This window comes from Arthrobacter sp. 10T425 (genome assembly GCF_056393985.1).
In genome coordinates this window covers 169,938-183,341 of record NZ_JBFTGZ010000007.1, presented here as the reverse complement: position 1 = coordinate 183,341, position 13,404 = coordinate 169,938, and the positions used below count along the sequence as shown (strand labels likewise).

General features: G+C 68.6%; 12 protein-coding genes. 8 read left to right on the top strand and 4 right to left on the bottom strand.

Annotated elements, in window-relative coordinates; all coding sequences use genetic code 11:
* The first annotated feature begins 28 nt into the window (after window positions 1-28).
* On the top strand, window positions 29-835 hold the full coding sequence (locus tag AC1DDH_RS10615; protein WP_476947287.1) for a nitrilase-related carbon-nitrogen hydrolase: 807 nt from the start codon (window positions 29-31) through the stop codon (window positions 833-835).
* Here the strand turns inward: AC1DDH_RS10615 and AC1DDH_RS10610 are convergent.
* Window positions 814-2,589 carry a PucR family transcriptional regulator gene (locus AC1DDH_RS10610; RefSeq protein ID WP_476859174.1) on the bottom strand — a complete coding sequence of 592 codons (1,776 nt, stop codon included), beginning with the start codon at window positions 2,587-2,589 and terminating at the stop codon, window positions 814-816. The two genes, AC1DDH_RS10615 and AC1DDH_RS10610, sit on opposite strands and share 22 nt — an antisense overlap.
* Window positions 2,590-2,700: 111 nt before the next feature.
* Here AC1DDH_RS10610 and AC1DDH_RS10605 point away from each other — a divergent pair, with 111 nt between their 5' ends.
* A complete protein-coding gene (locus tag AC1DDH_RS10605) occupies window positions 2,701-4,239 on the top strand; it encodes an amino acid permease (protein ID WP_476849128.1) in 1,539 nt (512 codons plus the stop codon).
* Entirely contained in the window at window positions 4,236-5,945 is a 1,710-nt protein-coding gene (locus AC1DDH_RS10600) for a flavin monoamine oxidase family protein (RefSeq protein WP_476955397.1), read from the top strand. Before AC1DDH_RS10605 ends, AC1DDH_RS10600 begins: the two co-directional genes overlap by 4 nt.
* Before the next feature lie 27 nt (window positions 5,946-5,972).
* Here the strand turns inward: AC1DDH_RS10600 and AC1DDH_RS10595 are convergent, their stop codons facing one another.
* From AC1DDH_RS10595 to purU, 3 genes are all read right to left on the bottom strand, one after another.
* Window positions 5,973-6,494: a gamma carbonic anhydrase family protein gene (locus tag AC1DDH_RS10595; RefSeq protein WP_223914204.1), complete on the bottom strand. Its 522-nt coding sequence runs from the start codon at window positions 6,492-6,494 to the stop codon at window positions 5,973-5,975.
* A gap of 104 nt (window positions 6,495-6,598) precedes the next feature.
* Window positions 6,599-7,078, bottom strand: coding sequence for a methyltransferase domain-containing protein (locus AC1DDH_RS10590; RefSeq protein ID WP_230010256.1), 480 nt, complete (start codon window positions 7,076-7,078; stop codon window positions 6,599-6,601).
* A 21-nt stretch (window positions 7,079-7,099) separates the two neighbouring features.
* Window positions 7,100-7,960, bottom strand: a complete 861-nt coding sequence (gene purU, locus AC1DDH_RS10585) for a formyltetrahydrofolate deformylase (RefSeq protein WP_476856602.1) — start codon at window positions 7,958-7,960, stop codon at window positions 7,100-7,102.
* A gap of 313 nt (window positions 7,961-8,273) precedes the next feature.
* On the opposite strand from purU, the gene glyA reads away from it, so the two are divergent.
* From glyA to AC1DDH_RS10560, 5 genes are all read left to right on the top strand, one after another.
* Window positions 8,274-9,572, top strand: a complete 1,299-nt coding sequence (gene glyA, locus AC1DDH_RS10580) for a serine hydroxymethyltransferase (protein ID WP_459384157.1) — start codon at window positions 8,274-8,276, stop codon at window positions 9,570-9,572.
* A 3-nt stretch (window positions 9,573-9,575) separates the two neighbouring features.
* On the top strand, window positions 9,576-10,496 hold the full coding sequence (locus AC1DDH_RS10575) for a bifunctional methylenetetrahydrofolate dehydrogenase/methenyltetrahydrofolate cyclohydrolase (RefSeq protein WP_476955396.1): 921 nt from the start codon (window positions 9,576-9,578) through the stop codon (window positions 10,494-10,496).
* 135 nt (window positions 10,497-10,631) lie between these two features.
* Window positions 10,632-11,657 carry an ABC transporter ATP-binding protein gene (locus AC1DDH_RS10570; RefSeq protein ID WP_476955395.1) on the top strand — a complete coding sequence of 342 codons (1,026 nt, stop codon included), beginning with the start codon at window positions 10,632-10,634 and terminating at the stop codon, window positions 11,655-11,657.
* A gap of 10 nt (window positions 11,658-11,667) precedes the next feature.
* Window positions 11,668-12,546: an ABC transporter permease gene (locus AC1DDH_RS10565; RefSeq protein ID WP_476955425.1), complete on the top strand. Its 879-nt coding sequence runs from the start codon at window positions 11,668-11,670 to the stop codon at window positions 12,544-12,546.
* Window positions 12,543-13,391, top strand: a complete 849-nt coding sequence (locus AC1DDH_RS10560; protein WP_079553256.1) for an ABC transporter permease — start codon at window positions 12,543-12,545, stop codon at window positions 13,389-13,391. The genes AC1DDH_RS10565 and AC1DDH_RS10560 overlap by 4 nt, the downstream gene beginning before the upstream one ends.
* Window positions 13,392-13,404: the final 13 nt, after the last annotated feature.

Sequence of the window (13,404 nt, the reverse complement as noted above, 5' to 3'; positions counted from 1 at the left end):
CGGAGGCGTCCGGAAACGTGAGGTGGTAATGGTGCTGCTGGCCCTGATGCAGGCGAACTCCGCCGTGCTGGACATCGAGGCGAACTGCGCCGCGGTGGAGGCCGCGGCGCGCAATGCGTCCGCCGCGGGCGCGCAGCTGCTGGTGACCCCGGAGCTCTTCCCCGTGGGCTACGCGCCGCGGCGGCTGCGGGAGGCGTTCGATCCCGGCAGGTTGCCCGCGCTCCGGGAAGCCCTGGCCGGCATCGCGCGGCGCAACAACATCGCCCTGGTCTACAGCCTGCCCACGCTGACGCCGGCCGGCGGGTGGCACATTTCCGCCACCCTGGTCGACGAGGCGGGCGAGGAGCTGCTCAGTTACGACAAGGTGCACCTGTTCGGCCCGGACGAGCGGGCGGCGTTCACACCCGCCGCGGCTTCCCCCGGCGTCGTGGATTTCCACGGGCACAAAACGGCGCTGGTCATCTGCTACGACATCGAGTTTCCCGAGTCGGCGCGGGCGGCCGCCCTGCGCGGCGCGGACCTGCTGCTGGTGCCGACGGCACTCGCCGGCGGATTCGACGTCGTGCCGCAGGTGCTGATCCGGGCCCGCGCCCTGGAGAACCAGCTGACGGTCGCCTACGCCAATCACACGGGTTCGGAGGATGACAGCGACTTCCGCGGCGGCAGCATCGTCGCGGGCCCGGACGGCTCGGTCCTGGCCGCGGCCGGGGCCGGGCCGGAACTGTTGTTTGCCGAGCTGGGTGAGACCGGCCGTGCCGCGGCAGACGGCATCGAGGACGCCGTGGACTACCTGCGCGACCGCCGCCCGGAGGTCTACCGCTCCTGGGGAGTCTGACCGGCAGCCGACGCCTGACCTGCGCTGGCCGGTGCACTGGACGCCTGACCTGCGGTGGCCGGGGTGGGCGGCTCAGGCTCGGCCTGGTACTGCAGGGCGATCCAGAGTTCCGCGCGCGCCTGGGCCTGGTTGAGGTCTAAGCCCAGCAGCTCAGCGATGATGCCGATCTGCCGGCGGACGCTGTTTCGATGCAGTCCCGTGGCCTTTGCCGTGGCGTCCCAGCTTCCGTTTTCGCCCAGCCAGGCCCGCAGGATGCCGAGCAGGCTGTCGCGGCGCTCCGGCTCGAGGGCGAGCAGGGGCGCCAGCAGATGGCCCGCCAGCAGGGTGCCGGCAGCCGGTCCCAGCAGGCCGGCCACCGACCACGTCACGTCATCCGCCCGGACGCTCCGGCGGCTCGTGAGAACGCGGTTGCGCAGTGAAGCGGCGTGCCGGTAAGCCTCCGGCAGGTTCGCGAAATCGGTGCCGCTGCCGATCACCAGGCGCCAGCCGAGCCGCTCCACTTCGGCGAGCAGGGCGTCGTCGACCTTTAACCGGGTAATGGCGGCAAAGCCGTACTCGGTGAGCTCCACGAGCTTTGTGTCGAACAGCCGCCGCCACTCCAGCAACGCCCGCACCGGAGCCTCACCCGGTCCGCCCGGGGTCCGGGAGCTGTCCGGGGCGGCGTCAATCCGGAGACCCTGCACGACCCGCAGCTGGCCGGACCGGGTGGAGGAGATGCTTTGGGCCAGCAGGTCCTTGAACCCGTTGACATGCCGTGCGGATCCCGAGGCCACGCTCTCCGGGTGCAGCAGCAGCGCCGTGGCCAGCTGGCTCGGGGCCAGGGAGCCGCTGATGCGCTGGCGGACCAGCAGTTCCAGCAGCCCGACCGCGGTGGAGACAACGCTGTTCTGGGCCGGGGTCAGCGGGGCGTCCGTGCCGAGGATGAGCGCGCCGAGGTTGGCGTCCCGGGTGCTGCGCAGCGGATACCCGAAGACGAGGGACGAGCCCGCGGCGTCGAACGAATCCATCTCGACCCGCGGACCGCTGCCGGCGAGCAGCCTGGCCAGCAGCGGCTGCAGGTCGGCGGAGTCAACTCCCGGCACGGTGCCGGCAGCGGCGCCGGCGGCCCGCGGACCGGGGGAGGGGCCCGAACCGCGGGCGCGCACCCGCCCGTCGGCGCCGACCAGCACGGCCCAAACCGGGACGCGCTGGACCAGGGCCGCGAGGAGTTCGTGCTCGGGGCGCGCGGACAAGACCGCGCGCATGAGCTGCCGGCTGGTGTCGGCCAACTGGCGGAAGGTCTTGGCGTTGTCCGACTCCAGGAGCCGGGAGAATTCCAGTCCCAGCGCGGCGAACGGGAGGCTCTCCGGGATGGCGACCAGGGTCAGGTTGTGCTGCCGGCAGGCCCGCACCACGGCATCGGGCACGGCGTTGAAGTACGGTTCCAGGCCAAAGCCCAGGGCGCCCACGCGGGCCTGGACCAGGCGCCGCACGTAAGCGTCCACCGCCTCCTCGCTGCCGCCCCCGCCCACGAACGGCAGGCCGGCCGTGAGCAGGAACTCGCCGTCGAGCAGGTAGGGGGTGGGATCTTCCAGTTCGCTGGGCTCCACCCAGCGCAGGCGCTCCTGGCCGTTGCCGCCGTCGTGCACGACGGCCAGTGCCGGCAACTGGCCCAGGAACTGCGCCAGAGTGACGAAGCCGAGCCGCTCCGGGTCCTCAGCAGCCACGGCCGCGGCCCCCGTGCCGGCCGCCCGGCCGGCGGAGTCCAAGTGCATTAAGTCTCATGAGTGAAGACTACAGGTCGTTTTGCACAACCTTGAGAGGTGGCTCACACGCCTAGGGTTGGTTCGGGAAACCGACCACTACTGAAGATAAGGACGTCAATGATGACTGTGCCAACTCTGATCGGCGAACGCCCGCCGGCGGAAGCCGGCCGTCCCGGGCTCACCGCCCAGCTCCTGCGCCGCAAGCCGATCGGACAGCTGGTCCGCGAGGCCGAGACCGGACACGGCGGCACGCGGCTGGTCCGCAGCTTCGGTGTCCTGCAGCTGACCATGATCAGCGTCGGCGCCACCCTGGGCACCGGCATCCTGGTCATCCTGGGCCAGTCGGTGCCGCTCGCCGGCCCGGCCATCTGGATCTCCTTCGCCATCGCCGGCTTCGCCGCCCTGCTCTCCGCCGTGTCCTACGCGGAGATGGCCGGCCTGGTCCCTGCCGCCGGTTCCAGCTACTCCTACACCTATGCCACCATGGGCGAGGGCATGGCCTGGATCTGCGGCTGGTGCCTGGTGCTCGAATACGCCGTCTCCGTGGCCGCCGTCGCGGTTGGTGCGGGCCAGTATGTCAACGAGGCCCTGGCGGTCTTCGGCCTGGAACTCCCGGACGCCATCTCGCAACCGCCGGGAGCCGGCGGCGTGCTGAACGTGCCCGCAATCGTGATTGTCGCCCTGGCCACCGTGCTGTTGGTCCGCGGCGCCAAGGAGAGCGCCTGGATCAACACGGCGATCGTCCTGGTCAAGGTCGGCATCCTGCTGTTCTTCTGCGCCGTGGCCTTCACCGCCTTCAACGGCGGACACTTCGAACCCCTCATGCCGATGGGCGCCGCCGGCGTCTCCGCCGCAGCCTCCCGGGTCTTCTTCTCCTACATCGGCTTCGATGCCGCCTCCACGGCCGGCGAGGAGGCCCGGAATCCCAAGCGCGACCTCCCGCGGGCCATCCTGCTCTCCATGCTGATCGTCACCAGCATCTATGTGCTTGTGGCCGTCGCCGCCATCGGCGCGCGCCCCTGGGGCTGGTTCGACGGCACCGAGGCGGCCCTGGTGAAGATCCTTGAGGAAATCACCGGCCAGCCGTGGGTTGGCGTGGTGTTCGCCGTCGGCGCCGTGCTCGCCATCGCCAGCATCGTGCTGACCGTGCTGTACGGGCAGACCCGGATCCTGCTTTCGATGTCGCGCGACGGCCTGGTGCCCAAGGTCTTCGGCCGGATCTCGGCCCGGACCGGCACGCCGGCTGCCGGAACCCTGATCGTGGGCACCGCCGTCGCACTGACCGCCGGCCTGGTGCCGCTCGGTGCCCTCGCGGACGCGACCAGCATCGGTACCCTGTTCGCCTTCGCCCTGGTCAACGTGGCTGTCATCTACCTGCGGCGGACCCGGCCCGAACTCACTCGCAGCTTCCGCGTCCCGCTCTTTCCGCTGACACCGGTTCTCGGCGCCCTCATGTGCGCTTACCTCATGGCCAACCTCGGCGCCGAGACCTGGGCGGTGTTCGGGGCCTGGATGCTCGTTGGCTGTGCCGCCTATTTCGGCTACGGCCGGAAGAACTCCAGGGTGGCTGCGCTGAGCCACGAGGACTACCTTGACCTATCTAGCCGCCACCCTGACAACACCACCACACACCAGGAAATGAAGGCAGAGATCTCATGACCATCGCCACCGAACTTCCGGCTCCCCGGTCCGCTGCTGGGGCCGCTGCTGAAGCGGGCGCGGCGCCCATCACCATGCTGAATCCGGACTTCCCGTTCAGCTACGACCACTACCTCGCCCACCCGGAGGGCCTGGGATCGGTGCCGCCCGAGCTGTACGGGACGGAGGTCGCCGTCGTCGGTGCCGGACTGTCCGGACTGGTGACCGCGTACGAGCTCATGAAGCTGGGCCTGCGGCCGGTTGTCTACGAGGCCGACAGGATCGGCGGCCGGCTGCGGACCGCCAGTTTCCCGTCCGCGCCGGGGATCGTGGCGGACCTCGGCGGAATGCGTTTCCCGGAATCCGGCAAGGCCTTCTACCACTACGTGGACCTGCTCGGGCTGCAGACCCGGGCCTTCCCCAATCCGCTGGCGCCGGCGACCTCCAGCACGGTGATCGAGCTCGCGGGCCAGAAATACTATGCCGAGACCGCCGCGGACCTGCCGCCGTTCTTCCGTGAGGTGGCGGACGCGTGGAAGGCTGCCGTGAACGACGGCGCCGCGTTCGCCGAGATGCAGGACGCCATCCGCGCCCGGGACACAGCCCGGATCAAGGACCTCTGGAACGCGCTGCTCCCGCAGCTGGACGAGCAGACGTTCTACGGCTTCATCGCCGGCAGCGACTCCTTCAAGGAAGCCGGATTCGCCCACCGCGAGGCCTTCGGGCAGGTGGGATTCGGCACCGGCGGCTGGGACACCGACTTCCCCAACTCGATCCTCGAAATCCTTCGCGTGGTCTACACCGACGCCGATGACCGGCACCGGCTCATCGACGGCGGCGCGCAGCGGCTCCCCGAGGCACTGTGGGAGCACGCGCCGTCGGGTATGGCCCACTGGCCGGACGGCACCTCGCTGGCCTCGCTGCACGCAGGCGCGCCGCGCGGCGCCGTGGACCGCATCGCCCGCGACGGCGGCGGCGACTTCCGGATCCGGGAACGCTGGGGTCGCGAATCCGCCTACCCGGCGGTGGTGACCACCTGCCAGTCATGGCTGCTCTCGACCAGGATCCACACGGACGAGGCCCTGTTCCCTGCCGAACTGTGGACGGCGATCGAGCGCTCCCACTACATGCAGTCCTCCAAGACCTTCGTCATGGTGGACCGGCCGTTCTGGAAGGACATCGACCCGGCCACCGGCCGCGAGGTCCTGTCCATGACGCTGACCGACCGGTTGAACCGTGCCACCTACCTGCTGGACAACGGCCCGGACCAGCCGGCCGTGATCCTGCTGTCCTACACCTGGAACGACGACGCGCTGAAGTGGCTCTCGCTCACCGCGGAGGAACGGGCGGAGCTCATGTTGCACTCGTTGCAGCAGATCTACCCCGGGGTGGACATCGCCAGCCACATCGTGGGCCAGCCGATCACGGTCTCCTGGGAGGCCGACCCCAACTTCATGGGCGCCTTCAAAGCCAACCTGCCGGGACACTACCGCTACCAGCAGCGGCTCTTCACGCACTTCAAACAGGACGGGCTGCCGGCCGAACAGCGCGGGATCTTCCTCGCCGGCGACGACGTCTCCTTCACCGCCGGCTGGGCCGAGGGAGCCGTCACCACCGGGCTCAACGCCGTCTGGGGCGTGGTCAACCACCTCGGTGGCTCCACCCCGGCCGGGAATCCCGGACCGGGCGAGCTGCTCTCCGAGCTCGGGCCGATCGCCCTGGACTGAGCGGCGCCGGCCCCGGCGCACTGCTCCTCAGGCGCTGTGAAGTTCGCGGTGCGCGCGTGCCAGTTCCTGATAGTGGGCGGCGTTGTGCTGGACACCGGCGAACTCCTCGTCGCTGAGCTCGCGCCGGACCTTGGCCGGAACGCCGGCCACCAGCGAGCGGGGCGGGATGACGGTGCCCTCCAGCACCACGGCACCGGCGGCGATGAGGGACCCGGCGCCGATCACGGCCCCGTTGAGGATGGTGGCGCTCATGCCGATCAGGCAGTCGTCCTCAACGGTGCAGCCGTGGACCACGGCGCTGTGGCCGACGCTGACCCGCGCACCGACGGTGCAGGGGAAGCCGGGGTCGGCGTGCAGCACCACGTTGTCCTGCAGGTTGCTGCCGGCGCCGACGGTGATGGCGGCGGTATCGGCGCGGACGCTGACACCGTAGAAGGCGCTCGAGTTCTCGGCCAGGGTGGCGTTGCCGATCACGGACGCCGTGGGCGCGACGAAGGCGGAGTCATGGACGGCCGGAGTGGTACCGGCGAATGCGTAGAGGGGAGCCATGCCTCCAGCCTAGGACACGCCCCACGCCCCGTTGAGCTATCAGTTCTGGTTGCCATGGGCGCGGTTTAACCACCACAAGTGATAGCTCAACGGGAAAAGGAGTGTCAGGCGGGGGAGCGGAGCACCGTGAAGCCCTCGCCGCCCCACTCGCTCTCGCCACGCCACTCGCTCTCGCCGCGCGGGTCGGCCGAGGTGTGCGGGTCGCCTGAGCTGCGCGGTTCGGGTGCGGGGAGTACGACGGCGATCGGCGCGCCCGGTTCCGCCACCCGCCCGAGTTCGCGGACGACGTCGTCCCACTGTTCCGCAGGCAGGCCTGCCAGGGCGTCCACCGCCCACACTGAGGCAAACGCGGCATCGGCGAACGGCAGGGAGACCGGTCCGGCCACGGAGGCTTCCAGCCCGTGGGATCGGGCGATGTGGATGTTCTCCTCGGACTGGTCGACACCGGTGAAATGGATGCCGGACTGCACAAAGTGCAGCCCGTCGGCGCCCGGGCCGCAATCCAGGCCCAGCACGCCGTGCCGGCCCTCGTTCTTCAACAGCGCCACAAACGATTCGAGCCGGTCCCTGCGGGAGGATTCCATAGCACCAGTTAATGACCGCTTCTAGTTAAAGACAACCGTCCGGTTGCCGTCGAGCAGGACGCGGTGCTCGGCATGCCACTGCACGGCCTGGGCGAGGGTCCGGCCCTCCACGTCGCGGCCCATCTGGACGAACTGCTCCGCGGTGCGCCGGTGGTCCACGCGGATGACTTCCTGCTCGATGATGGGCCCCTCATCCAGGGCCGCCGTGACGTAGTGCGCCGTGGCGCCGATGAGCTTCACGCCGCGGGCATGCGCCTGGTGGTAGGGCTTGGCACCCTTGAAGGAGGGCAGGAACGAGTGGTGGATGTTGATGGCCTTGCCCGTCAGTTCGGTGCAGAGCTCGTCCGAGATGATCTGCATGTACCGGGCCAGGACTGTGAGCTCGATGTCGTGTTCCTTCATCAGGACCCGGAGGGCGTCCTCGGCCTGGATCTTGGTGTCCGGGGTGACCGGGATGTGGTGGAACGGGATGCCGTAGAACTCCGCCAAACCCTCGAGGTCGCGGTGGTTGGACACGATGGCCGGAATGTCGATCGGCAGGGTTCCGGAGCGCTGCAGGAACAGCAAGTCGTTGAGGCAGTGGGCGGACGTGCTGGCCATCAGCAGGGTGCGGACCCTCCGCCCGGCCGGGTTGAGGCTCCACTGCATCCCGAAGGCCTGCGCCACAGGTTCCAGCGCCGCCTGCAGCTCCGCCTGGGCCGCCGCCGTCGTCGCCTCGACCCGCATGAAAAAGGTGCCCGTGCCCTGGCTCCCGTACTGCTGGGAATCTGTAATATTGCAGCCCGCCACCAGGAGGGCCCCGGCGACGGCGTGCACGATGCCAGGCCGGTCAGGGCAGGAAAGAGTCAGGATGTAGGAGGCAGTCAGGTTCTCATCAGTCACGAGGAACAGCCTACCTGCGCTTCAAGGGCAGTTTTGAAAGGGTTTTGGTAGTGTTAACCCGTCGCAACTGGCGTTGGATGGCTAACCATCAGGGAGCGGCACTCACGAAGACCACGGATCGTACGCCTGGGCCGAGGGTCATGTCTTACCGGTCGGCAGCATCACCGCTGCCGCACCGTTGCTGGTGCCCGCGCGGGGTGCCGGCCGCCGCTGTCGCGGCCCGCTGTCAAGGGGCCCGTAATCAAGGGGCGGCGCAACGGGCCAGCCGGTAGCCTGACCAATAGCCGTACCCGTTGCCAACCAGGAGTTCCTCGTGACTACTACCACCGCCACCTCAGCCGCCGTGAGCAACCAGCCGCTGGCCGAACTCGACCCTGAAATCGCCGCCGTCCTTGCCCAGGAGCTTGGCCGCCAGCGCGGCACCCTGGAAATGATCGCTTCCGAGAACTTCGCCCCGCGCGCCGTGATGGAAGCCCAGGGCTCCGTCCTGACCAACAAGTACGCCGAGGGCTACCCGGGACGCCGCTACTACGGCGGATGTGAATACGTCGACGTCGCCGAGCAGCTCGCGATCGACCGCGTCAAGGAACTGTTCGGCGCCGAATACGCCAACGTGCAGCCGCACTCCGGCGCGCAGGCCAACGCCGCCGCGCTCGCCGCCATGATCACCCCGGGCGACAAGATCCTGGGCCTGTCCCTGGCCCACGGCGGGCACCTCACCCACGGCATGAAGCTGAACTTCTCCGGAAAGCTCTACAACGTCGCCGCCTACCAGGTCGAGGAAGATGACTTCCGGATCGACATGGACAAGCTGCGCGAGCAGGCCATCGCCGAAAAGCCCCAGGTGATCATCGCCGGCTGGTCCGCCTACCCGCGGCACCTCGATTTCGCGGCCTTCCGTTCGATCGCCGACGAGGTCGGCGCCCTGCTCTGGACCGACATGGCGCACTTCGCCGGCCTCGTCGCCGCCGGACTGCACCCGAGCCCGGTGCCGTACTCCGACGTCGTGACCTCCACCGTGCACAAGACGCTGTCCGGTCCGCGCTCCGGCGTGATCCTGGCGAAGCAGGAGTGGGCCAAGAAGCTTAACTCCGCCGTGTTCCCCGGCCAGCAGGGCGGCCCGCTCATGCACGTGATCGCGGCGAAGGCCGTGGCCTTCAAGATCGCCGGCACCGAGGAATTCAAGGAGCGCCAGGAACGCGTGCTCGAAGGCGCCAAGATCATCGCCGAGCGCCTCGGCCAGGCCGACGTCGCCGGTGCGGGCGTCTCGGTCCTGACCGGCGGCACCGACGTACACCTGGTCCTGGTGGACCTGCGCAACTCCCAGCTGGACGGCCAGCAGGCCGAGGACCTCCTGCACTCGATCGGCATCACCGTCAACCGCAACGCCGTGCCGTTCGACCCCCGCCCGCCGATGGTCACCTCCGGCCTGCGCATCGGCACACCGGCCCTGGCCACCCGCGGCTTCGGCGCCGAGGAATTCACCGAGGTGGCGGACATCATCGCCACTGCGCTGAAGTCCGGAGCTGCCACGGAGATCGAACCCCTGCAGGCCCGCGTGGACAAGCTCGCCGCCGATTTCCCGCTGTACCCGCAGCACGAGCAGTGGTAGGCCATGACTTCTTCGCACACCGCAAAAACGGCTGAAACTGCACGGATCCTTGACGGCAAGGCCACCGCCGCCGTCATCAAGGCCGAGCTGACCGAGCGCGTGGCCGTGCTCAAGGCCCAGGGCATCACGCCCGGGCTGGGCACCATCCTGGTGGGCTCCGATCCCGGCAGCACCTGGTACGTCGGCGGCAAGCACAAGGACTGCGCCGAGGTGGGCATTACCTCCATCCGCCGCGACCTGCCGGAAGAGACCAGCCAGGACGAACTCCTGGCCGTGGTCCGCGAGCTCAACGAGAACCCGGAATGCACCGGCTACATCGTCCAGCTGCCCCTGCCCAAACACATCGACCAGGACGTCATCCTGGAGGCCATGGATCCCGAGAAGGACGCCGACGGCCTGCACCCGATGAACCTGGGCCGGCTCGTGGCCAACGTCAGCGGACCCATGAAGTCCCCGCTGCCGTGCACGCCCAAGGGCTGCGTGGAGCTGCTGACCCGGCACGGGATCGACCTGAACGGCAAACGCGTCCTCGTGGTGGGCCGCGGCGTCACCATCGGCCGTCCCGTGGGTCTGCTGCTGACCCGCAAGGACGTCAATGCCACGGTCATCCTGGCCCACACCGGAACGGTGGACCTGCCGGCAGAACTGCGGCAGGCCGACGTCGTGATTGCCGCCGCCGGGCAGCCTCACATGATCAAGGCCGGGGACCTCAAGCCCGGGGCGATCGTGCTCGACGTCGGTGTCAGCCGGGTCGATGACGGCAGCGGCAAGGCAGTGGTCACCGGCGACGTGGACCCCGCTGCGGCCGACGTCGCCGCCTGGCTCTCGCCGAACCCCGGGGGAGTGGGGCCCATGACCCGCGCCATGCTGCTCGCCAATGTGGTGGAAACCGCGGAACGCCAATGGGCAGAGAAAAACCGCTGAGCAGAGGAACGCCGCCCGGGGCCCGCCTAAGGCTCCCGCGGTGGTTGGGCCGGCTTTCGGCGGGCCCAACCACCGCAGGATTCCGCACGTTCTAACGCCTGCCGGCATAACGGAACGGATACGTCAGGAGTTTTTATGAAAAGACTCTTTCATAGTTTGCGGGGATCCACTACCGTAGTGCGGGTGTCCGAACTTGCCTCTAAAGAATCACGCGCGAGCAGCCCCTCCGACGCCGCTCTCCCATACGTCATCACCGCCGAGAACCTGACCAAACGTTACGGCGACGTCACCGCCGTCGACGGCATTTCCTTCCGCGTTCCCGCCGGGGAAGCGTTCGGCCTGCTGGGCCCCAACGGCGCCGGCAAGTCCACCACGATGAAGATGATCGGCGGGGTCTCGCAGCGCACCTCCGGCAGCCTGAATATCATGGGCCTGGACCCCGAACAGCACGGGCCGGAGGTCCGCGCCCACCTGGGCGTCGTGCCGCAGCAGGACAACCTGGATGAGGAACTGAAAGTCCGGGACAACCTGCTGGTCTACGGCCGCTATTTCGGCCTGCCCATGAGCTACCTCAAGCCCAAGGCCGATGAGCTGCTGGAATTCGCCCAGCTCACCGACAAGGCCAACTCCAAGGTCGATGCCCTCTCCGGCGGCATGAAGCGGCGCCTGACAATCGCCCGCTCGCTCATCAACGAGCCCCGGATCCTGCTGCTGGACGAGCCGACGACCGGCCTTGACCCGCAGGCCCGGCACATCCTCTGGGACCGGCTGTTCCGGCTCAAGGAACAGGGCGTTACCCTGATCCTCACCACGCACTACATGGACGAGGCCGAGCAGCTGTGCGACCGGCTGATTGTGGTGGACAAGGGCAGGATCATGGCCGAGGGATCGCCGGCCAGCCTGATCCGCGAATACTCCACCCGCGAGGTCCTGGAACTGCGCTTCGGCTCGGAGCGCAACGCGAGCGTCGGCGCGGAGCTCGGCGGCATCGGCGAACGCGTGGAAACCCTGCCGGACCGGGTGCTCATCTACGCCCACGACGGCGAGGCCGCCCTGGAGCAGGTCACCGCCCGCGGCCTGCGTCCGGTCACCTCACTGGTCCGCCGCTCCTCACTCGAAGACGTCTTCCTGCGCCTGACCGGCAGGAGCCTCGTTGACTAAGAAAGAGCAGCTGACTAAGCCAATTCAGGCAGCGGGAACGACGGCGGGCGCCGCGGCGGCGGGGACGGCCCTGCGCGCGCACTCGCCGGAAGTCTCGGCCGCCCGTGCCCGCCGCTGGGGCGCGTTCTACTACGCCGAACAGGTCCTGCGGGTCATGAAGGGCTACGGCTGGACCATCGTGATGTACGGGGTGGGACAGCCGGTGGCCTACCTGTTCGCGATGGGCGTTGGCCTGGCCACCCTGGTCGAGGCCAACGGCGCCGGCGTCTTCGGCGGGGTCAGCTACCTGACGTTCATCGCGCCGGCCCTGCTGATCTCGGCCGCCGTCATGACGGCTGCCAACGAGTTCACCTTCCCCGTGATGGACGGCTTCAAGTGGCGGCGCGTCTACTACGGCCCGCACGCCTCACCGCTGACTCCCGAGCAGATCGCCGGCGGCCAGATCATCGCCGTGACGGTGCGCTTCCTGCTGCAGTCGGCCATCTACTTCGCCGTCGTCGCGCTCTTCGGCGCCTCGCCCGGCGCCTGGGGCTGGGTGTCGATCCTCATCGCCACCCTCGCCGGTCTGTCCTTCGGCCTGCCGCTCATGGCCTACGCGGCCACCATCCAGCACGACAAGGGCCAGTTCGCCATGGTCATGCGGTTCATCGTCATGCCGTTGTTCCTGTTCTCCGGCACGTTCTTCCCGCTGGACACGCTCCCGCTCGCAGTCCGCTGGATCGGCTGGATCTCACCGATCTGGCACGGAACCGAGCTTGGCCGCGTGGTCAGCTACGGGTACGTGGAAGAGCCGTGGCTCACCGTCGTCCACGTCCTCTTCCTGCTGGGCCTGGCGGCTGCCGGCTGGATCCTGACCAAACGCCAGTTCGCCAAAAGGATGGCCTCATGAGCGTCCTGACCGGAAGTTTCAACACAGGGGACCACAGCGTCACCGAAGCCGCGCGCCGCCGCCGCTTCGGACCCATCTACTCCCGCAACGTCCGCGCCGTCGTCGCCCGCGGGCTCATGGCCACCAAGAGCAGCAACTGGATGGTCATGGTCTCCGGGTTCTTCGAACCCGTGCTGTACCTGATCTCCATGGGCGTGGGCCTGGGCGCCATTGTCGGGTCGGTCCAGGGCCCGGGCGGGCAGGAAATCAGCTACGCCGCGTACATCGCGCCCGCGCTGCTGGCCGTGTCCGCCATGAACGGCGCCGTCTACGACTCCACGTGGAACGTCTTCTTCAAGATGAACTTCGCCAAGCTGTACCAGGGCATGCTCTACACCTCGCTGGGGCCGCTGGATGTCGCCATGGGCGAAATCTTCCTCGCCCTGCTGCGCGGGGCCATGTACGCGACCGGCTTCACGGCCGTCATGGGCCTGATGGGCCTCATCACCACGCCGTGGGCCATCCTGATGATCCCGGCCTCGGTGCTGATCGCCTTCGGCTTCGCGAGCTTCGGCATGGGGATCACGAGCTACATGAAGACGTTCCAGCAAATGGACTGGATCAACTTCGTCATGCTGCCCATGTTCCTCTTCAGTGCCACGTTCTACCCGCTCAGCGTCTACCCGCAGTCCATCCAGTGGCTGATCCAGGCCATGCCGCTGTGGCACGGCGTGGAACTGCTGCGCCAGATCAGCGTGGGGGTGTTCACCCCGGCCACCGCCGTGCACATCGGCTACTACCTCGTCATGATTGCCCTCGGCGTCCTGCTCACCACGAGCCGGCTGCGCAAACTGTTCCTCAAGTAGCCGTCCTTCCAAA

What these genes read in the sequence shown, in the direction of transcription:
- AC1DDH_RS10615 (WP_476947287.1), top strand. Translation starts at nt 29, where the DNA reads ATGGTGCTGCTGGCCCTGATGCAGGCGAACTCCGCCGTGCTGGACATC.
- AC1DDH_RS10610 (WP_476859174.1), bottom strand. Translation starts at nt 2,589, where the DNA reads ATGCACTTGGACTCCGCCGGCCGGGCGGCCGGCACGGGGGCCGCGGCC.
- AC1DDH_RS10605 (WP_476849128.1), top strand. Translation starts at nt 2,701, where the DNA reads ATGACTGTGCCAACTCTGATCGGCGAACGCCCGCCGGCGGAAGCCGGC.
- AC1DDH_RS10600 (WP_476955397.1), top strand. Translation starts at nt 4,236, where the DNA reads ATGACCATCGCCACCGAACTTCCGGCTCCCCGGTCCGCTGCTGGGGCC.
- AC1DDH_RS10595 (WP_223914204.1), bottom strand. Translation starts at nt 6,494, where the DNA reads ATGGCTCCCCTCTACGCATTCGCCGGTACCACTCCGGCCGTCCATGAC.
- AC1DDH_RS10590 (WP_230010256.1), bottom strand. Translation starts at nt 7,078, where the DNA reads ATGGAATCCTCCCGCAGGGACCGGCTCGAATCGTTTGTGGCGCTGTTG.
- AC1DDH_RS10575 (WP_476955396.1), top strand. Translation starts at nt 9,576, where the DNA reads ATGACTTCTTCGCACACCGCAAAAACGGCTGAAACTGCACGGATCCTT.
- AC1DDH_RS10570 (WP_476955395.1), top strand. Translation starts at nt 10,632, where the DNA reads ATGAAAAGACTCTTTCATAGTTTGCGGGGATCCACTACCGTAGTGCGG.
- AC1DDH_RS10560 (WP_079553256.1), top strand. Translation starts at nt 12,543, where the DNA reads ATGAGCGTCCTGACCGGAAGTTTCAACACAGGGGACCACAGCGTCACC.